The 19678-nt window shown below is 45.3% G+C and carries 16 protein-coding genes and 1 pseudogene; 9 read left to right on the top strand and 8 right to left on the bottom strand.

The genetic code is table 11. The features are described 5' to 3' along the window. Positions 1-538: pseudogene (locus ACF8EG_RS20270) on the bottom strand (transposase); the annotation flags it as partial. A gap of 314 nt (positions 539-852) precedes the next feature. Between ACF8EG_RS20270 and ACF8EG_RS20265 the strand changes: the two are divergent. From ACF8EG_RS20265 to ACF8EG_RS20255, 3 genes are read left to right on the top strand one after another with little or no spacing between them, the layout of a single operon-like run. Continuing rightward, a complete protein-coding gene (locus ACF8EG_RS20265) occupies positions 853-2271 on the top strand; it encodes a DASS family sodium-coupled anion symporter (RefSeq protein WP_023585801.1) in 1419 nt (472 codons plus the stop codon). A 3-nt stretch (positions 2272-2274) separates the two neighbouring features. Continuing rightward, positions 2275-3612 carry a sensor histidine kinase gene (locus ACF8EG_RS20260; protein WP_053340054.1) on the top strand — a complete coding sequence of 446 codons (1338 nt, stop codon included), beginning with the start codon at positions 2275-2277 and terminating at the stop codon, positions 3610-3612. After that, the gene (locus ACF8EG_RS20255) at positions 3599-4072 is read left to right on the top strand and encodes a response regulator (RefSeq protein WP_005454901.1); all 474 of its coding nucleotides are present in this window, start codon (positions 3599-3601) and stop codon (positions 4070-4072) included. Before ACF8EG_RS20260 ends, ACF8EG_RS20255 begins: the two co-directional genes overlap by 14 nt. Positions 4073-4180: 108 nt before the next feature. Here ACF8EG_RS20255 and scrG read toward each other — a convergent pair whose 3' ends face one another. Then, positions 4181-5980 carry a regulatory protein ScrG gene (gene scrG / locus ACF8EG_RS20250; protein ID WP_011105816.1) on the bottom strand — a complete coding sequence of 600 codons (1800 nt, stop codon included), beginning with the start codon at positions 5978-5980 and terminating at the stop codon, positions 4181-4183. Between the two features lie 345 nt (positions 5981-6325). On the opposite strand from scrG, the gene ACF8EG_RS20245 reads away from it, so the two are divergent. The 4 genes from ACF8EG_RS20245 to ACF8EG_RS20230 all read left to right on the top strand — a co-directional run bounded on the left by ACF8EG_RS20245 (position 6326) and on the right by ACF8EG_RS20230 (position 10984). Further along, positions 6326-7537, top strand: coding sequence for an HD-GYP domain-containing protein (locus ACF8EG_RS20245; protein ID WP_069505380.1), 1212 nt, complete (start codon positions 6326-6328; stop codon positions 7535-7537). Between the two features lie 200 nt (positions 7538-7737). Beyond that, positions 7738-8364 (top strand): LysE family translocator, encoded by a 627-nt coding sequence (locus ACF8EG_RS20240; protein WP_005480654.1) that lies wholly within the window; start codon positions 7738-7740, stop codon positions 8362-8364. A gap of 179 nt (positions 8365-8543) precedes the next feature. After that, positions 8544-10082: a YjjI family glycine radical enzyme gene (locus ACF8EG_RS20235; protein ID WP_069505382.1), complete on the top strand. Its 1539-nt coding sequence runs from the start codon at positions 8544-8546 to the stop codon at positions 10080-10082. Positions 10083-10102: 20 nt separating this feature from the next. Beyond that, positions 10103-10984, top strand: coding sequence for a YjjW family glycine radical enzyme activase (locus ACF8EG_RS20230; RefSeq protein WP_053340050.1), 882 nt, complete (start codon positions 10103-10105; stop codon positions 10982-10984). 40 nt (positions 10985-11024) lie between these two features. Here the strand turns inward: ACF8EG_RS20230 and ACF8EG_RS20225 are convergent, their stop codons facing one another. Beyond that, complete coding sequence (locus tag ACF8EG_RS20225) at positions 11025-11963, bottom strand: LysR family transcriptional regulator (protein ID WP_024103879.1); 939 nt, start codon at positions 11961-11963, stop codon at positions 11025-11027. A 458-nt stretch (positions 11964-12421) separates the two neighbouring features. Here ACF8EG_RS20225 and ACF8EG_RS20220 point away from each other — a divergent pair, with 458 nt between their 5' ends. Together ACF8EG_RS20220 and ACF8EG_RS20215 are read left to right on the top strand one after the other, a co-directional pair. Beyond that, positions 12422-13189, top strand: coding sequence for a TerC family protein (locus ACF8EG_RS20220; protein WP_025630869.1), 768 nt, complete (start codon positions 12422-12424; stop codon positions 13187-13189). A 160-nt stretch (positions 13190-13349) separates the two neighbouring features. Next, positions 13350-13952, top strand: coding sequence for a 2OG-Fe(II) oxygenase (locus ACF8EG_RS20215; protein ID WP_025630870.1), 603 nt, complete (start codon positions 13350-13352; stop codon positions 13950-13952). 59 nt (positions 13953-14011) lie between these two features. On the opposite strand, the gene ACF8EG_RS20210 is transcribed toward ACF8EG_RS20215, so the two are convergent. The 5 genes from ACF8EG_RS20210 to ACF8EG_RS20190 all read right to left on the bottom strand — a co-directional run bounded on the left by ACF8EG_RS20210 (position 14012) and on the right by ACF8EG_RS20190 (position 19671). Next, positions 14012-15961, bottom strand: coding sequence for an LTA synthase family protein (locus ACF8EG_RS20210; RefSeq protein WP_065765125.1), 1950 nt, complete (start codon positions 15959-15961; stop codon positions 14012-14014). A 203-nt stretch (positions 15962-16164) separates the two neighbouring features. Further along, positions 16165-17577, bottom strand: coding sequence for an ATP-binding protein (locus ACF8EG_RS20205; RefSeq protein ID WP_031781818.1), 1413 nt, complete (start codon positions 17575-17577; stop codon positions 16165-16167). Continuing rightward, a complete protein-coding gene (locus ACF8EG_RS20200; RefSeq protein ID WP_069505384.1) occupies positions 17567-18223 on the bottom strand; it encodes a response regulator in 657 nt (218 codons plus the stop codon). Before ACF8EG_RS20200 ends, ACF8EG_RS20205 begins: the two co-directional genes overlap by 11 nt. 3 nt (positions 18224-18226) lie before the next feature. Then, positions 18227-18862 carry a tetratricopeptide repeat protein gene (locus tag ACF8EG_RS20195; protein WP_069505386.1) on the bottom strand — a complete coding sequence of 212 codons (636 nt, stop codon included), beginning with the start codon at positions 18860-18862 and terminating at the stop codon, positions 18227-18229. 14 nt (positions 18863-18876) lie between these two features. Then, on the bottom strand, positions 18877-19671 hold the full coding sequence (locus tag ACF8EG_RS20190; protein ID WP_069505388.1) for an SDR family oxidoreductase: 795 nt from the start codon (positions 19669-19671) through the stop codon (positions 18877-18879). Between the last annotated feature and the right edge of the window lie 7 nt (positions 19672-19678).

The raw sequence follows: 19678 nt of genomic DNA, 5'->3' as shown, positions 1-19678 counted from the left end.
AATGGTTTTAACATTATGGCTATTACCGTTCTCAGCGAGTTCTTTCTGGATACATCTTGAACCATCTCGCCCCTTACTGTTGTCAAAAGCATCTTTAACCTTTGCATCAAACTCTTGGCGAGTTGCTTCGCGTTGAATACCCTTGTGGCGATGCTTAATCCAATAATAAAACCCACTTCGAGAAACCTTGAATACCTTAACCATGCGGACAACACTGAAGCACAGCAGGTGTTCAAGCATGAATTCATAGCAATCTACTTTAGATTTTTCGCGAAGTAGGTGGCGGCCTTTTTACGATATCTAGCTCTTCTGCTTGTTCTGCTAACTGCCTTTTGAGCTTGGCTACTTCAGCGGCTAGCTCTTGCTCTCGCTGACTGGTCGTGGTGTCTTTCTTTACAGCCTTACGCCAACCGTAGATCTGAGATTCATGCAAGGAGAGCTGTCTTGCTGCCGCAGCCACTCCCACTTTCTCTGCTAGCTTCAGGGCTTCGGCTTTAAATTCAGGAGAATGGATAATACGTTTCTTTTTGTTTGTCATGGTTCACCTCGTTAGTGATTGTACTCACTTAACTCGGTGTCCAAAACTGGTGGTGCAGATCATCTATCGCGTAATTAGTGAGCTTGGACACAGATAAGAGATGTTTTCTGATGTGAATTCCAGTTCATTGATCTAAGACCAAAATTTCGTTTCAAAACAGTGTACATAATCTCTACTCAGAGTTATCAAACAAGTATGTTTCTATCTCACAACCGCAAAGTCGTTCATAAAAATCAGATTGATAGAAAGATGACTGAATGTGGCTCGAAATGCCTAATGTCATGGCCAACCAACTCAGGAAGAGTAGTAGTACTATGCGCCCATATCTCAAATACATCATCCCAACGGTGATTCCGTTACTTATTTGGCTGATGCCTTTGTCAGCGTTTCCTTTTGACGGCATCACCATCGTCCAACAGCGAGTTATCGCGATCTTTTTGCTGGCTGCGCTCTGTTGGGTGTTCGAGCCTATTCCAATTTATGCCACGTCGGTGGTGATCATCGTGCTTGAGTTATTGCTCGTTTCGAACAAAGGCATTGTCTTGTTTCGAACACAAGAAGGGCTGCCTCATTTTGGCGAACTACTGCAATACCACGAAATCATGGCTACCTTTGCAAGCCCAATCATCATGCTGTTTTTAGGTGGTTTTTTCTTAGCAATGGCCGCAACCAAATATCGTTTGGATGTGAACCTCGCTAGGGTGTTGCTCAAGCCGTTTGGGCAAAACCCCAAATTTGTCATGTTAGGCCTGATGCTGATCACCGCAATATTCTCGATGTTTATGTCGAATACCGCGACTACCGCAATGATGTTGTCGATCTTAACGCCAGTTATCGCCGTGTTCGGGCCTAAAGACCCTGGTCGAATTGCATTTGCGCTTTGTATTCCTGTTGCTGCGAACATCGGCGGTATTGGTACGCCAATCGGTACGCCACCAAACGCGATTGCTCTGAAATACCTCGTGGGTGATAACTTGATTACTTTTGGGGAGTGGATGGTGTTCGGCGTACCATTTGTGGTGATCATGATGGCGCTTGCTTGGCTTCTGATAGGTTATTTATACAAAGCCGAGCAGACGAAAATTGATCTGAACATCAAAAGTAAGTTCCTAAAAACACCAAAAGCGATGATTGTTTACGTCACATTCGCTGGCACCATCATTCTTTGGTTGATGGGCTCAGCGCATGGCATGAACTCATACACCGTCGCTTTAATTCCGGTTGCCGTGTTCTCGCTGACAGGGATCATCAACAAAGAAGACCTCAAAAAGATCTCTTGGGATGTACTTTGGTTAGTTTCGGGTGGTATTGCTCTCGGTTTAGCGCTCGACAAAACAGGGCTTGCGAAGCTGGTGGTGCACAGTATTCCGTTTGATGAGTTCTCGCCTTATGTGGTGCTATTCGGCGCGGCATTCCTCTGCTTACTAATGGCAAACTTCATGTCGCACACGGCCACAGCCAACTTGCTGATGCCAATAATGGCTGCGCTTGGTACGTCCATGGCTTCTTTGACGCCATTAGGTGGTGAAGTCACGCTTATTCTTGTTGTGACCTTCGCGGCTTCGCTTGGTATGTCACTGCCTATCAGTACGCCGCCTAACGCGCTCGCGCATGCCACTGGCCATGTAGAAAGTAGCCAAATGGCGAGAGTGGGTGCGGTACTTGGTATTGTTGGCGTGCTGCTAAGCTTTGTGATGGTGTGGATTCTTCATACGGTTGGGCATATTGGGTAATACATGTACAAAACCAAGTTAGATGCGTTAGTAGAACGCTACTTTAATCATATCGAACGTCGGCTGACTGTGTTGGCCGGCTCAGTATTGATCGAACAGCAAGGCTACAACGACCGTCTATATTATGTGCTCTCTGGCGAGCTTGCTGGCTTCTATGCGGACGAAGACAGAAAGCCCATTCAGGTATTTTCTGCTTCTCAAGGGGCATTTATTGGAGTGCACAGTTTTTTTTCAGGAACATGGACTGCCTCATCTACGGTTGTTGCACAAACCGATGTAGAACTTGCGTGGATAGAACGCGATACGCCAGCCGTTGAAGAAGAAACTTACGGGCCATTAACCACACAGTTTATGCCCGTTATGGTGAATGAGTTGTCTCGCCGTCAGCGCCGCGCGATGCAAGAAGCGATAGCCAAAGAGAAGGCGCTGCAAAAGCTCCACACCGCAGAGCAGATGACAACACTCGGTCAGTTAGCCGCAGGTATCGCACACGAACTTAACAATGCGATTGGTGTGGTCAGCAGTAAATCGGAGCGTTTAGAGTCCGTCATCATGACGCTGCTTGAAGAAGTGCACCCAGAGGCGAGTCAGTTCTTTGATTTTGGTTTGATGCAAGGGCAAAAAGTATCGTCTAGTGAAGCGAGAAAGCGCGGTCGTCATTTCGAAAAATATTATGGGTTGCCTAAAGAGTTGGCACGTGATTTAGCGCGAGCCGTGCCAAATAACTACCTCTCGGAGCATTGGTTAAAAAGGCCAGAAGAGGCGATTCGTTACTGGCAAGTTGGGCGAGACCTGCACGACTTGCGTATCGCGTCTAAGCATACGGTTGGCATAGTTCGTTCCGTTAAGCAATTGGGCAGAACGGATATCGATCTTGATGAGGCCATCAACATTAATGATTCGATAAATCGTGCGTTGGCGTTGCTGCAGAGTGATTTGAGGCGCGTTAGTGTGCGTTTCAGCCCTGCAGAACTGCCGGTTTTTATTGGATCGCAAACTGAGCTTGTTCAAATTTGGGTGAATATTTTAAAGAATGCGTGCGATGCGATGATTAACATTGAGTCGCCGACTATTGAAATTCATACACGCGTGAGCAAAGGAAAGATTTTAGTCACGATCGCCAACAACGGCCCTGAAATTGATGAGGCCACACGCCGAAAGATATTTAGGCCGAACTTTACAACGAAGAAGGGCGGATTGTCTTTTGGGTTGGGGCTTGGGCTCTCGATAGTTAAACGTATTATTGCAGGTTACAACGGTTCCATTGTCGTAAAAAGTGACAGTGAAAAGACCATTTTTAGGATCAAATTACCGGTAGAGGGTGAACATGGAGAAGCTTAATTTAATTTGCGTTGATGACCAACGAGAGGTGTTAAGCGCGGTTCTACAAGATCTAGAACCGTTGAATAAATGGCTGAATATTGAAGATTGTGAATCTGCTGATGAAGTGCTTGAGCTGATGGATGAGCTTGATGCAGATGGTGAAATGATCGCGTTAATTATTTCGGATCACGTGATGCCAGGTAAAACGGGTGTTGAGCTGCTGACGGAAATTTCCAAAGACAGCCGCTTTGTTCGCACTCGCAAAGTCTTGTTGACTGGGCAGGCCACGCACACTGATACGATCAATGCGATTAACTCTGCGGGCATCGATCGATATTTCGAAAAGCCTTGGCAAGCCAATCAGTTGATTGAGTGCGTAAGAAACCTCGTTACACAATACATTTTTGATATGGGGCTCGATTACACGCAATATCACGAGCACTTAGATCAAAACGTTGTGTTTGACCGCTTAAGATAGGTGGGTAAAGTTAACCTGAGTTTTCGCCACAGCCACGTTCTGTTTCGATGTAAAAACCGGTAACTAAACGGTGGCTGTGCGGAACAGGTGAGAATTCCAAAATTCGAACTATGAATTCAATGAATATCGGCTAGCACTTGCGACAGACAAGGGTTTTGAGAACCAGTAACCTTGTAAATAGTCGACGCCCATCTGAGTAAAGAAGTCGCACATCTTCGCATCCTCAATGCCTTCAATCACTACCTCAATATTGTTCTCGTGGCACATTGCAATCAAAAACTTTAGGTACTCTCGCGAAGAGTGGTTTGTCAGCGTTTTCCAAGCCATCGATTTATCGATTTTTATCTGCGTCATCGGTAAATCAAAGAAGCAGTTTAAAGAACTGTACCCGGAACCAAAGTCATCCAAAGACAACGCAAAGCCCAACTCACGAAGCGTGTTTAAGGGGGCCATAGCCGTTTGGTTGTTATCCAAAATGAATGTTTCGGTGAGCTCTAGCACGATAGACTGAGGTGCGACGCCAGCCTCGTCAGCCATGGCTTTGATTCTTGAGGGAAACTCACCATTCATAAGCTGCAGAACGGAGACGTTTACGTTCACTCTTACTTCATTTTGGTAGCGTTCACGGTATTGTTTTATGAACTGACAAGCTTTCGCGAACACTTGATAGCCTAGCTCGACGATCAAGCCTTTGTTCTCGGCTACGGGAATAAACTCATCGGGATAAATTTCGCCAAACTCTTTGCTGCGCCAACGAACGAGAGATTCAAAACTCACCACTTCGGAGCTTTTTGCATTAATGATTGGTTGAAACTTCACACTCAAGGTTTGCTTTTCTAGTGCGCTTTTCAAACCTTGTTCGATAAAAAAGTAACGATCTACCGCGTGTTGAGTGCGTTGGCTGTAAATGGCAATCCTATCTTTATTTTGTTCACTGGCGTATTGGCATGTTCTTGCAGCTTTACGCAAAATTTCATCCGCAGAGTGCGCAGGGTCGATACAAGGGTACAAGCCAATGCTGATGTTACTGCCAAGATACTGGCCTTCTTCCACCACGGCTTCGTGATAGGTTTGTTTTATCGTCTCGGCGTAAGCTTGAAGCGTGTCTATTGAGCAATCGTCCTGAATTAAAATTGCGAAATCGTCATCATGTACGCGATACACTGAGCAGTTGGGGGATGGCAGATGACTGAGCGTTTGCAGCAGCTTTTCCACCAAACCATTGACCAGTTCATTGCCGTACTGGTTCAGATAGGACTTGATCTCATTGATTTGGATGTAGCAAATCGACGTTGGCGTGTCTGTCGAACAGACGTGTTCTTCAATATCAAGCAGCAAATGCGCGCGGTTTGCCATACCTGAGGCGTTATCATGGAACGCGACTTGATGAATGTAGCTTTCCATTAATTTACGTTCAGAAATGTCGCGATGGCTACCCACCATATAATGGCCATGCTCAGTTTCTTTGGTCATCGCAACGCCTTCAATCCAAACGTATTGCCCGTTGGGTTTGCGCAGGCGGTAAGTGGTTGTGACGCGCTTATTGTCGGTATTAATGTGGGCATCGACGCGCTTGGACAATCTTTCCCTATCCAACGGATGCACCAAATCCAACCAACGATCTAGGTTGATGCGTCCAGCATTGATTCCAAGTTGCTCATAAAATCCCTGATTGTAGAAAACCATCGTCCCGAACTCGTCCATGTAGAAGAGGCCTTCGTTGAACACATCAAAGATATGAATAAAGCGTTCTTCGACGATCTTGAGAAACTCGCGATCATTGTCTGAGGCCTGTTGATCAAAAATGGTGGTCAAGACATGTCCTCCTCGTGCCTTACTGGCAACAGAGATGAGTGGGCGTTCCTGTAACAGGGAAATGAAGTAATCATGCGCATTATTAAGATACAAATGCTAATTTAAAATAGTAGACAGTCATGTTCTTGCGCTTTCAAATGAATAAAACTTCGTTCAGTTTAACTTGCTGATCATCGATATTTATAAAACTTAGTCAACAGTAAATCGTGTTTATATGAAATAGTTATTGATGCATTCCTCAAATTATTAAAATTAGTTAATAATGCTGTCATTTCTTGAGCTAAGTCCATAAAAATAAAATGGTTTTATGAAGTAAATCGCGCTATTAATTGACTGAATACTCATTAATTGAAATGAATTGAGGATTTTTATAACAGCTATGCGCGATATCTTTTATAATGCACGCGTTACCTAATAGTACTTAATAAATGTCACCATATGCAGTACAACCCAGAAGACTCAATTAAAATTGCAATCGCAGATGTTGCTGTCGGCATGTTTGTTACCGCGATAGAGCATAACAAACGAGTCAATTTAGCCAATGCTGGTCGAGTTTCGAGCGCAGAGGGCATTAAAAAGCTTCGCGCAAGTGGCGTGAAATTCGTTTGGGTTGATCAATCACTTTCTGCTCAGCAGTGCGTATTCAAATCCGTCGAAGAACCTATCGATATCGAAGTAGGGGATAAAACGCTTTCCGTATCAAGCAAAGTACAACGTGCGTATCGCTCGCGAGAAGTCCAACACAAGCGTGCTAAAAAGCTGATTGCGGAAGCAAAAGGCCTAGCGCAGAAACTTCTCAACCAAACTTTTGAAGGCAAAGTTATCCAAGTCGACGAGATTGAATCGTGGGCGGATGACATGATCGAAAGTGTATTTATTGATTCAGACGCTTTGCAGTGTGTTTCTGCATTGCGCCAGAAAGATTCTTATTTACTCGAGCACTCAGTAAACGTCGCCTGTCTGCTGGTTTCGTTCGGAAAACACTTAGGCTTAGACAAAGATACCCTCAAGCAATTGGCGATTGGTGGCATCATTCACGATGTAGGTAAAATCAAAGTGGACGATAAAATTCTTCACAAGCCAGCGCGTTTAACGCCAGAAGAGTTTGAGCACATGAAGTTGCACCAAGTCTTCGCGGGCGAGATCATCGTTGAAGTGAAAGGGTTGAGCGATGTCAGCCGAGACGTGTGTTTAATGCATCATGAAAAGCTTGATGGAACGGGGTATCCGCGCGGACTATCGGGCGATGAGATTCCGATTCATGGTCGCATGAGTTGTATCGTCGACATTTATGACGCGCTCACCGCTGATCGTTGCTACAAAAAAGGCATGAGCTCAGCAGAAGCATTTAAGATTTTGCTCAGTCTAACGCCTTTCCATCTTGACCCTGACCTGGTTTACAAGTTCATCAACTGCATTGGTGTGTATCCAGTAGGTTCTATCGTGGAACTCAGTGATGGCCGAGTGGGTATTGTGTGGTCTTCGAATCCATCTCAAGCGTTAAAGCCAGAAGTGAAATGTTTCTACTCCCGTAAGTACAAACGATACATTGATGTCGCGATGGTGGATTTAAAAACAAGTACGCACAAAATTGAAAGAGCGATAGCGCCTTCATCGTTAGAAATTGATCCAAAACCGTTCTATGACTAAATCGGTACTTAGCTTGAATCATTACTGACTATTTTCTTTACACTATTGCATATAGCGAGTATTTTGGTTGCATAATTAATGCGCAATTTGGATTGCGCATTTGCCTCAGAAATACGTTTCAAGGATAGAAGCGTCGATGCTACATCACTTAGCTTAAGGCTTAATATGTGGCATCAAACCATGATTGGAAAGGAGCGCCAATGCAACTCGATACTTGGATTTACTACACTCTCGCGATACTTGTGCTCACAGCCTCTCCTGGGCCAAGTTCTCTACTTTGCTTAAGTAAAGGTGTCAGCAGCGGCTTTCGTCTCGCACTGACGACGGCTCTAGGCAGTTTAAGTGCGATTACCATCATTCTTACCCTTTCTTTTACCGGTTTAGGCGTTGTGATTGCGTCTTCTGAGTTCGTGTTTAACATCATCAAATGGTGTGGTGCGGCATATTTGATTTGGTTAGGCATTCAAGCATTTCGATCAAAACAAAACGATTTTGCGAAGTCCGACTCTGCACAGGTGTCAACCAGCCACGTCAGCGCCTATACCAGTGGTTTTATCGTTGGTTCCAGTAATCCGAAAGCCATTATTTTCTTTACGGCACTATTCCCACAATTCATTGACCCAACCGCTTCGCTGCTGACCCAATATGCGATTTTCGCGGGTACGTTCGTAGTATTCGAATTGAGCTGGTTAACCTTTTACGCCTTATTAGGGGTGAAAACATCCAATTGGTTATTTGAAGCTGGACGAGCTAAGTTGTTCAATCGCTTAACGGGTGGAGTGTTTATCAGTGCTGGTGTGATGCTATCTACGGCGAATCGCAGCTAGATTGTGAGGTAACCCCTAATTTAGGGATAGCTTATTTCCAATATGGAAATTAACGGTTTGTTTTTTTTCATTAGTGGCAAGGCTTAACTAGGCGTAAAATTCACTCTAGCCCTTTAGGGGTAATGATCTGTACCTACCCAGATCCAGATGTCGTGGTCTTTTTTGCAGGAACATCCTTGATGACAAGCCTATCTGAACTCCAACAGCGTTTTCTCAATATCGCAACCGACGGCCGTTTGTCTCCGAAACAGAAGTCTAACTTCCTCGCTTTACAAGCCGAAGCATGTATTCCATACATGCCCATTTCTGAAGCACTTCGTGAAGCGATGAGCGATGGCGTAATTTGTGACATGTTTGAAGGTCATGCGCCTTTTAAACCGCGTTACGTTTTACCTGACTATGCTAAGTTTTTATCTCAAGGCTCTGAATATTTGGAGTTGTCACCTGCAGAAGATTTTGATGATGCGCTAAATATGCTTACCATCATCTATCATCATGTGCCGTCTGTTACCAATATTCCGGTGTATTTAGGGCAGTTAGACGACGTCCTGATGCCTTATGTAGGCGACCAAACTGAAGCGCAGATTTACAAAAAACTTCGACATTTCTGGATCATGCTGGATCGCACGTTGCCGGATGCCTTCATGCACGTGAATATCGGGCCGACAGACAACATTATCTGTCGCACTATTTTACGTGTGGACGCAGAGCTCAAGCAAATTGCACCAAATCTCACGTTTATGTACGACGAATCGATCACACCAGATGATTTGTTACGTCAGGCGACGAAAAACATTTGTGACTGTAGCAAGCCTCATATTGCGAATTACCCAATTCACGCAAATGCTTATAACGGAGCGCGGTTTGGTATCGTCAGTTGCTACAACTCACTCCCGCTAGCTGGTGGTTCAAACACGCTTGTACGCATGAATCTAAAAGAAGTGGCGAAACGTGCAGCAAGTCGCGACGATTTTTTCAGTAATGTATTACCGACGTATCATCAACTAATGACGGAGTTGATGGATGCAAGAAGCTCGCACTTGCATGAACAATCACAGTTCTTCCAAGGCTTCTTAACCCAAGAAGGCTTGATTGAAGAGTCACGCTTTGCGCCAATGTACGGCATTTATGGCATGGCTGAAGCGGTCAACTTACTTCTTGAAAAAGAAGGGCAAACCTCCCGCTACGGACAAGACGAACGTGCAAATGCATTAGGCCATGAGATTTCAGCGACACTAGCGACATTGGTTGATTCTACGGCTGTGAGATATGGCTTAGAGGGCAAAGCGTTGTTGCATGCTCAAGGTGGTATCAGTCTCGATCTGGATGTAACGCCAGGTGTGCGCCTTCCTTACGGTAACGAGCCAGACCCTGTTACTTATGTACAAGCAACTGCGGCGCATCATCAATATTATCGAGCGGGTATCAGCGATATTCTAACGATTGATGAAACGGTGAAGTCAAACCCAGAAGCCATGTTCAATTTATGCAAGGGTGCGTTGAACGCAGGGTATCGAGAGTTCACCGCAAACGTCGCATCGAATGATTTAGTTCGAGTGACCGGTTATATGGTGAAGTTATCTGATATCGCGAAATACGATGCGGAAGGTTCCCGTACTAATACGACGTTTTTGGGCGCTGAAGCGGCGAAAAACACTGGAATTTTAGAGCGTTCACCACGAGTGGTGAGCCAAGAAATGTCGCCAGTCTACAAGTAACTGGTGACGGAAAGAACAAGATGTCTAGACGAAGTGAAAGCCTTTTGGCAAAAGTAACTCGTATCCTTCCTTTCTCTTGTGTTGATGGGCCAGGAAATCGTCTAGTCATCTTTCTACAAGGTTGTAACTATCAGTGTTTGAACTGTCACAACCCTCACACTATCAACCATTGTAATCACTGTGGTGATTGTGTTGCAGAGTGTCCGGCAGGCGCATTGAAGTTCGACGAAAGCAACAACGTTGTTTGGCTTAAAGAGGAGTGCACCCACTGCGATCATTGTATAGAGATATGTCAGAACCAATCTAATCCAAAAATTACTGACTACTCTGTGCCGACAATGCTCGATTTGATACGAAAACAACGCTTTTTTATTAGCGGTGTGACGGTATCCGGTGGGGAATCTACCTTACAACTTCCTTTCATTATTGAGCTGTTTAAAGGGATCAAGCAGGATCCTGAACTACAGCACCTCACCTGTTTCATCGACAGCAATGGTTCATTGTCAGTCTCGGGATGGTTGCGTGTCTTACCTTTTATGGATGGCGCAATGATTGATTTAAAATCGTGGCAAACCGACACACATCGTTGGTTAACTGGCCGAGAACATCACCGAGTCTTTCAGGCGATTGAGTTTCTTGCAGAACAACAAAAGCTGTACGAAGTGCGTCTTCTGCATATTCCCGGTAAAAGTGACTTAGATACGGAAATCGAATCGGTAGGGCGGTATCTTAATGCGCTACCAAGCTCGGTACACGTTCGCCTCAATGCTTTTCAACATCATGGCGTGGTGGGAGAGGCACGCAGCTGGGACAAGTGTTCAAAAGAAGAGATAGAGCAACTAAAGGAACAGCTTGGAAAGTTTGTTGATCGTCCTATCGCTGTTCCTTCCGTGTTCGTTTAGAGCAGCCTCTAATCTTTACACACTTAGGATTGCGCGCGGTTTACTTATCGCAGCCTTCGAGCTCTTTACAAGCATCAAGCAACTGTTGTTGTAGCCATCTCAGAGCAGGATCATTGAGACTCGCTTTGTTCCACACCAAGCTGTAAGCCACTTGCCCGTAATCAAACGGTAAAGAGCGCTGCACTAAACCTTTCGCTTGATGCGCGACTCCCGCCCAAAGTTTTGAACACGTAAATAGATAATCGGAATGATGGCACATGACGGCTGCCGAACCGAAATCTGCCACACGCATCGCCATATTACGCTTTGAATGCTGCTGAGTAAGGTTTTGCTCGAAGTAAGGCTGAGAAAGATCTTTATCGTGAATCCCGATGTGGCGAGCGCAAAGATAACCTTCAATCGACAGGGGCGCTTTAGATAACGGGTTTGATTCGCCCATTAAACACACCATTTCATCTTTCAAGATTGTTTGCCAAACCAAGTCTTTATTTTGAGTTGGCGGCTGGCTGATGTCATGCGGCAGCAACAAAAAATCGACTTGTCCTCTCACTAGTGAATCAAAACTCATCTCTTCTTTTGCATGGACGCTTAAGTGAGCATTGTTCCCCAACTGTTGAGAAATGCGCGTTAACACGGGAGCAAACAGCTCAAAAGAACTGCCTCTCATCGACAGAGAAAACGTACCTTGATAATAAGCTGGGTTGAATGAACCTTGGTGCAATAGGCCGTTCATGCTAGACAGAATACCGTGAATGGACGGGCCAATATTCAATGCAAATGGTGTGGGCACTAAACGTGTACCATCACGATAGAAAAGATCATCTTTGAGCGTTTCACGCAACTGGCTTAGCGTTTTACTGACACTGGAAGGCGTCACACAAAGTCGCTCGGCCGCCTGAGTGACACTGTGAGTTGTCAGTAACATGTGAAGGACGGTGAGGTGTTTTAAGCTAATGCGCGATAGAGCGATATAATCCATGAGAGCGATGATTTCTTGTGATTTCTGCCAGTATATCAGCATGAAACAAATTTTTACTATTGATCACTGAGTAAAAACAGCATCTTTTTCTTTGAGTCCAATGGAATAGCTTAAAGTCCAATATTGGCTTTATTTGATAAAAGATGCTTGGTGGACTTGTCGTTTTACTTGCTGAATATCTGAATATGCTTGATATAGAAGCGTTTCGAACGGGGGCATTCCTTAAGACTCCACTATAAAATTTTTCGAGTGATAAACAGAGGAGGGGTGAGATGGAAGGAATCCTTTAGAGCACAAATAAAGACACGAGTTTTTGTGTTGAAAAGAGTATTGTGTTGCAAACCAAGAGGTGCTTAACTCTAGATCCCTAAGTAACAGAGGTATAAATAATTAATGGACGACCCCTTTAGTCGACTGAACCCTTCTCCGTATCGCTTCCATTCTCAGGAGGCATACTCATGTTAGAACTTTTCATGCAGCCCGAAGCATGGGTGATATTTGCCACCTTATTTGCTCTCGAAGTTGTTTTAGGCGTCGATAACGTCGTTTTTATTTCCGTTTTATGTGAAAGATTGCCATCCCACCAGAGAAAGCTCGCACGAAATCTAGGTATTGGTCTTGCGGTGTTAGCGCGTATTGGATTGGTGTTTTCTATCACATGGATCATGCAACTTACACAGCCATTATTTAGCGTTGCAAACCATGCAGTGACAGGTCGAGATATGATAATGATCTTGGGTGGTGCGTTTTTGTTAGCGAAAAGCTTAAAAGAGCTTTGGAGCTGGTTAACTCACAATGAAACCAATCACTCTACCCATGTGCGCACAGGATTGGCGGTGGTTTTGTTACAAATCGTTGCGGTTGATGCGGTATTCTCGATGGATTCTGTCATCACAGCAGTCGGTTTAACAAGTGAAGTACCGCTTATGGTTGCTGCAATTATTGCTTCTGCATTGGTCATGGTTATGACTGCTGAGAAGATCAATAACCTAGTTACCCGTTACCCTGGTTTCAAAACCTTAGCGCTACTGTTCCTAGTATTGCTGGGTGGCTTGCTGATGGCCGAAGGCTTCGCAATCCATATCAATAAAGGGTATGTGTACTTTGCGATGGCGTTTGGTTTGGTGCTGGAACTGTGTCATATCCAACTAAAGAACAAGCAGCGCCGAACTATCCAGCGAATCAGACCGATGCATCAACCAACCGTGATTTATGGTGCCCGATAACTTACTAATTTAGCCGCTCAAGAGAGCGGCTTTTGTGTGTGCTTTTCTTTCAGTTTTATTTGCTGATTCAGAATTTGTCGTTTCGACAAAAAGTTGTATTTGTTGCATTGGATTGAATTTTTTATATAAACCGTCCAATCCACACGAGTGAATAAAATAAATGAACAAGCTGATCGATGCGTTAGCAACGGATGGTTACTACATTTGGGATGACTTTCTTTCTGAAGGCGAAGTAACCCAATTACGTGATTGCATACCGGATAATTGGAAGAAAGCACGCATTGGTCGAAATGATGATGTGACCCGAATGGAATCAATTCGCAGTGACAAAATTCAATGGTTAAAACCAGCTATGGGCCAGCCAATCGCGAATTATTTGAGCAAAATGGAAGAGATTCGACAAGAGGTGAACCGCCATTTCTTCTTGGGTTTGTTTGAGTATGAAGCGCACTTTGCTAAGTACGAAAAAGGCGATTTTTACCAAAAACACCTTGATTGCTTTAAAGGGAACGAAAACCGTCGCTTAACCACGGTGTTCTACATGAATGAATCTTGGAGTGAAGAGGACGCGGGCGAACTGGTCGTCTATGACCTCAATGACAAAGAAATCGCAACAATCCCGCCTCGTGGGGGGCGTCTACTGGTGTTCTTATCTGAACAGTTTCCTCATGAAGTGTTGCCGACTAACGCGGAGCGTTTCAGTATCGCTGGCTGGTTTAGAATTAATGGTGTGAGAGATAACCTTCTGGATATCGCGAGCTAACATTTAAAAATGAAAAAAGGCAGCATTTGCTGCCTTTTTCTTAACTGAATCAACGAGTACTAGTTAGCACGTTTCGAAGAATACCAGTTGTTTTGATACGCTTTAGATGCAAACAACGCGTTTGCTTTTGCGCGGTCAATAACGGATTCATCGACCTCTAGCGGCGTCATCGTTTGGCTTTCAAAGTCGTATTCCATGGTCGACACTTTTTCGCCAGGAGAAAGTACAACCAAGTTATCTCGGGTTAAGTAACCGAAGTTTTTGTCGTACTGCATCATTGCGCGTTCATCTTCGCGAGCCAGTGGCTTAGTTAAGTCACGGCCAATCATCGGTGTTTTTGCGTCCACACCAATAAGAGACAGCAGCGTTGGCGGCATATCAATGTTGTTGGCGATGCGGTCATCTTTACGTGGTTGAATGTCTTTACCAATGATCAAAGCAGGGATGTGGAAGTGCTTAACAGGAACAAGGTTTGCACCAAATACACGAGCATCGTGGTCCGCAATTACGATGAAAATCGTGTCATCCCAGTATGATGATTTTTTCGCTTTGTCGAAGAACGTTCCCAAAGCGTAATCTGAGTATTTCACCGCGTTGTTACGCGTCATGTGCTCAGAATCGTATTGTTCGATTTTACCTTCTGGGTACTCATAAGGACTGTGGTTGCTTGATGTGAAGACAAGGCTGAAGAAAGGTTTGTCGCCTTTTGAAAGGCGCTCAAACTCTTCATCTGCTTTATTGTAAAGATCTTCGTCGCTCACTCCCCAAGAGCCAACAAAGCCTGGGTTCGTATAGTTTTTCTCTTCAACAATTTGGTCGAAGCCATTGCCGAAGAAGAAGGTCTTCATGTTATCGAAGTTTGCTTCACCGCCGTAAATGAACTGTGTGTGGTAGCCTTGTTCTTTCAGCAAATCAGCAATAGTAAAGAAACCCGTTTGGCTCTTACTCAGTTTAACAACCGCGCGAGAAGGCGATGGCGGGAAGCCTGTTGTTACCGCTTCGATACCACGAACTGAACGAGTGCCCGTGGCGTACATTTGTGTAAACTGCCAGCCTTCTTGCATCAGTTCATCAAGGTTTGGTGTAAGAGGCAGACCACCCAAAGAGCCCACAAACTGTGCGCCCAAGCTCTCTTGTAACAAGATAACCAAGTTTTTACGCTTGCCTTGGTACGTCGCTGGGTTGCTGTTCATGGTTGGTAGCAATGTAGGATCAAAGTCGACCTTCGTTGATGAAGCGCGAACGAGATCCAACATCTTTTGATTGTCCATCTTGCCGTAGAACTGCTCAGCGCTCTTTTCTGACTTCATATTGTTGACAGCAAATAGCAATGAGTAAGACGAATTCAGTGCTAAGTCGTTAAGCAGTGGATCGTTCGAAAACGCCACCATAGCAGGGTTGAGCGGACGGTGACCCAAAGACGAACGAGCGCCTGCAACACAAAGAAGCACAACGAAAATCGCCAAAAGAGGGCGCCATTTCCAATTGATTTGTTGCGCGCTATCGGTCAGTTTTCTGCTCCATTTCCAGCCTAAAACTAGCGTCAAAGCGGTGCCGATTGCACCAATAAACAGTTCTAGTTTGTAGCCAGTCCAAAGCATGCTCATCACTTCTTTCGGGTAGATGAGGTATTCAACAAACAGGCGGTTCGGACGTAGGTCATATTCTTGAATGAATGGTGCCGTTGCCAGCTCCATGTACACAAGAATCCATAGCCCAGTGACCATCCACAAGCGCAATACCCATTTCCAGCATTCTCCGACCTTGCCTTTTAGTGGCATGAAAGAAGAAAGCAGAGCAGGGAGGATGAACAACCAGCATAACGTTGCGATATCAACACGCACGCCTTGGCCTAGGATGTAAAGGAAGTCGTTGAAGGATTCAATACGATCAAACTGCCAAAAGGCGAGTAAAATGCGTGATATGGACAAAAATGCAAGTGAAAACAAAGAAAAAACAGCGAGAGGCTGCAATGGCCCAAACATGGGTCTCTTAGACGAACTTTTCATATTTATTTTGTGATGGACTTAGTCGTGATGTTGTGTCGTTTCTAGCAAAGCGAGCGTGAAATAAACGTGAATTATAATGAAAATCTATGGACTGGATTGTAAGTATTCGTATGTCTATGTAAGAGTGGGAGGCGTCTCATGTCTGGGGCGAAACAAGGCGATAGAAGTGTGCTCCATATCGCCTTTTTAGTCGTCTTTTTTCGCTAGTACTTTGGGAATGCGACGACAAACGTGTTCTTGCCGTTTTCTCTCGGAATCAGCTCTATTATTGCGCTGTGTAGCGTGGCGATATCTTTGCAAATAGACATGCCCAACCCCGCACCATCGCCTTTTTCTGAGTGACCTCGGTAGAATTGTTCAAAGATCCTTTCTCGCGTTTCTTGTGGAATCTCCGGGCCAGTGTCGGAAACTAAGATTTTGATGGCATTTCTATTTTCTTGCACACTAACTTGGATTTCGCTGTGTGCGCCTGAATAGCGAATGGCGTTGTCTACAAGGTTACGGAACAACACTTCTAACAACATTTTGTCGCCAGAAAGCGCGACTTCCGCTGGTGAGAGGCTGATGTCTTGATCTTGTCTTAAAGCAAGTGGCGCTAAATCGGCGACGACGGTTTGCAGCAATGGCGTTAGTTCGACGTTGTCAAAGACGCGTTCAGATAAACTGTCTACTTTAGCAAGTGTAAGCAGTTGGTGGATGAGACGGTCGGTTCTTTCAATGCCTTGAAGGATGTTGTGTAAGTCTCCGCGTAGCTGCTCTGGATCATTACTTTCAAGAGCGTTTTCTACGTTTAGGCGCAGGATTGTCAGCGGCGTTTTGAGCTCGTGTGCGGCGGCTCGCGTAAAGCGCTTCTCTCTCTGCCACGCTTGTTCAAGTTCAGAAAGCAATGAATTGAGTGCTTCCACCAACGGAGCAAGCTCGGTTGTGTTGTCGGTAACATGAATGCGGTCTAAGCGGTGCACGTTTCGTTGCGTGATAGCCGTGCGCAGATCGTTAATTGGTCTGAAATACCTGCCTATCAGCCAGAACAGCAACAGCAGCAAAGTCGGCAATAGTAGTAACTGTTCGATGGACGTCGACAGAGCGATTTCATGGATGATCTCTTTACGTATCTTCTGCTTTTCAGCAACGACAACGTATTCGTTCTCATGCTCGGTCTGTGGTAATGAGAGTTGGAAAGTGCGCCACTGTACGCCGTCTTTGGTAATGTCGGCGTAGCCGTTGTTATCAAAAGAAGAAGAAAGAGAACTCAGATTCGGAGTGGAACTCCAGATTAACTTGTTGTCACGGTAGAATTGAAAAACGAGATTCTGTTCGTAGGGGTGACCAAATTTGGTGGCTTTGTCTTCGTCGCTCTTTGCCAAAGAATCGATGTTCTTCATCCACTGGTCGAATAGCTCTCTGTGGTTGGCGAGAGTGTCCGTTTCGGTTGAAATGGACAGCGTCAGCAGCATCAGCTTAGCGGATTGCCCAAGCCTAGCGTCATAAACTTCTTCGACTTCGTGTTTGGCTGACTGAAAGCTGAAGTACAAAGAAATAAGCAAAAGCGCGCTGACTAACAAGCCAACCGAGAGCGTCAGTTGGCGTTTAATGGAGTAAGGTTTTTTATTTTTCAAGAATGTACCCCACACCACGAATGTTTTTGATGGCGACGTTGGGGGCTTTTTTACGTAGGTTATGAATGTGAACTTCTATCGCGTTGTCGCTTGAACCTTCATCCCAGCCATGTAGTGATTGTTGCAATTGCTCCTTACTTTGCACGCGTCCGGCGTTCGTCATCAAGCTGGTGAGGATTTTAAATTCATTGCGTGTGAGTTTAAGCAGCGCGTCATCGTAGCGAATGCTTTGTTCCGATAAGGATAAAGACAACTGCCCAACCTGAATGATTTCTTCTGCACTGCCAGATTGACGGCGAATCAACACACGCAAGCGAGCGAGCAACTCTTCGAGTGCAAACGGTTTTCCGAGGTAATCATCTGCGCCGCCATCAAGGCCTTGAACGCGATCGCGAATGTCGTCGCGTGCGGTAAGTATCATCACTGGGAGCTTAAACCCGCCTTTGCGAATATTACGCAGAACTTCCAATCCATCGATATCGGGGAGAGTGAGATCCAAAATCACGGCAGTGAACGCTTCTGTTTTGAGTGCGCTAGTCACGCCAGACCCTTTTTCCACCCAATCAACGGTGTACCCATGGCGACTTAATGAAGTCACCATGGATTGACCGAGTAGTTTGTCATCTTCTACGAGTAATAAGCGCATGGTTTATTTCAATCTCCCAAGAATCGCTTCAATTTCCAGTTTTCGGCCTTTATCCGCCAAAGGTCGGTCAGGGCGAGGTGACGCCTGCATTGCGCGAGTCAAATACACTTTCGCTTCTTTGTCTCGACCTTCTTCTGCAAGGAAGTCTCCATAAAAATAGTTCGGATCGATGCCTTTTGGATTGATCTCTAACGCTTTTTTCAACATTTGTTCGGCTTTATCGTCATCACCAAAGCCAATTGGCCACCCCGGAACTTTGTAATACAAAGAACCTAAACTGGTGTATGCAGAGCCATCAAGCGTTTGCGGTGACGTTGCAATTACCCCTTCGAGTAAAGATTTAGCTTCTTTGGCGAGTGATAGTGCACCTAAGCCACCTTGAGCACCAGCCAGCGATGCTTTATTGATTGCCAGCCAAACAGTGAGTTCGGGATTGCCGGGTTCTCTGTCGAGATAAATACTGGTTTTGGCAATCGCGCTATGAAAGCATTGTTCCTTTTCGTCACCGTCAGGCGTGCTGTACTGACATTCCGCCCATTTCTTTTGAACCTGTTGCAGTGGAGCATTACCTGCCAACGCAGCGGTCGAAGCTAACGTTGAACAAACCGTCAAAGCGCAAAGTAGTTGTTTGGTATTCATCGTCCATGTCCTCTTCAATGACTGACTCGGTTTACGTATTGGTGAATGGTTTCTTGTTGCTTACGAATCGCAGAAGAAACCACGCTTGGAAGCAGTTGATTGATGCGTGCAAAAAGTTTTTCTGGCCAACCAATCCATTTCGCGGAAATTTCTTTTTCCAACATGATGACAACGTGATCGGCAACAACTTGCGGGGAGTCCGTTTTGTTACCCAGTTGTCGATTCATTTCATTGACGGCATCGCTATTGAGTGAGGTTTCTGTCGCTCTTGGTGCCAAATACAGCGCACGGATTCCGGTTGCGAACAGCTCTCTGTCGAGCGATTCGGTAAAACGGTGCAACCCCGCTTTTGCCGCGCAATAGGAGGTATAGCCTGGGTAGCCAATTGAGCCGAATGTTGAACCTATATTGAGAATCACCCCAGGTTGCTTTAACCACGTCAACGCCGATTGGCACAGCAGCATCGGCGCAACGAGATTGAGTTGGATTTCGTCTGCAATCTGCGTTGGTCGTTTGTGGCTTAACAACGAGAAATCGTTGCTGCCCGCATTGTTAATCAGTGCGTCCACTTTTTGATGTTGGCGCGCTCGATCTTTAATCGCTGTTAATCCTTCTGATGAGGTGATGTCTGTAACGACTACGTCATGACGTTCTGGATTTGACAGTTCACGTTGTAGTGTTTGCAAGCTCTCTTCGTTTCGCCCAACAAGAATGAGGCTGGCTCCGCGTTTTGCTAACTCGCGCGCGATGGCTTGCCCAATTCCGCCCGTTGCGCCTGTCAGGAGAATGGTGCTGTTGTTAATGATCATGCTTCAC

The sequence above is a fragment of the Vibrio sp. YQ_11 genome (assembly GCF_043103065.1).
Lineage (GTDB): Bacteria > Pseudomonadota > Gammaproteobacteria > Enterobacterales > Vibrionaceae > Vibrio > Vibrio parahaemolyticus.
Note: the sequence above shows the minus strand (reverse complement) of the source record. Positions and strands in the feature narration are given on the sequence as shown.

Bases quoted from the DNA above. Each gene is read 5' to 3' on its own strand.
- ACF8EG_RS20215 (WP_025630870.1), top strand. From the start codon at position 13,350: ATGAACAAGCTGATCGATGCGTTAGCAACGGATGGTTACTACATTTGG.
- ACF8EG_RS20200 (WP_069505384.1), bottom strand. From the start codon at position 18,223: ATGCGCTTATTACTCGTAGAAGATGACAAACTACTCGGTCAATCCATG.
- ACF8EG_RS20235 (WP_069505382.1), top strand. From the start codon at position 8,544: ATGACAAGCCTATCTGAACTCCAACAGCGTTTTCTCAATATCGCAACC.
- ACF8EG_RS20210 (WP_065765125.1), bottom strand. From the start codon at position 15,961: ATGAAAAGTTCGTCTAAGAGACCCATGTTTGGGCCATTGCAGCCTCTC.
- ACF8EG_RS20255 (WP_005454901.1), top strand. From the start codon at position 3,599: ATGGAGAAGCTTAATTTAATTTGCGTTGATGACCAACGAGAGGTGTTA.
- ACF8EG_RS20260 (WP_053340054.1), top strand. From the start codon at position 2,275: ATGTACAAAACCAAGTTAGATGCGTTAGTAGAACGCTACTTTAATCAT.
- ACF8EG_RS20230 (WP_053340050.1), top strand. From the start codon at position 10,103: ATGTCTAGACGAAGTGAAAGCCTTTTGGCAAAAGTAACTCGTATCCTT.
- ACF8EG_RS20245 (WP_069505380.1), top strand. From the start codon at position 6,326: ATGCAGTACAACCCAGAAGACTCAATTAAAATTGCAATCGCAGATGTT.
- ACF8EG_RS20190 (WP_069505388.1), bottom strand. From the start codon at position 19,671: ATGATCATTAACAACAGCACCATTCTCCTGACAGGCGCAACGGGCGGA.
- ACF8EG_RS20240 (WP_005480654.1), top strand. From the start codon at position 7,738: ATGCAACTCGATACTTGGATTTACTACACTCTCGCGATACTTGTGCTC.
- ACF8EG_RS20265 (WP_023585801.1), top strand. From the start codon at position 853: ATGCGCCCATATCTCAAATACATCATCCCAACGGTGATTCCGTTACTT.
- ACF8EG_RS20225 (WP_024103879.1), bottom strand. From the start codon at position 11,963: ATGGATTATATCGCTCTATCGCGCATTAGCTTAAAACACCTCACCGTC.
- ACF8EG_RS20195 (WP_069505386.1), bottom strand. From the start codon at position 18,862: ATGAATACCAAACAACTACTTTGCGCTTTGACGGTTTGTTCAACGTTA.
- ACF8EG_RS20220 (WP_025630869.1), top strand. From the start codon at position 12,422: ATGTTAGAACTTTTCATGCAGCCCGAAGCATGGGTGATATTTGCCACC.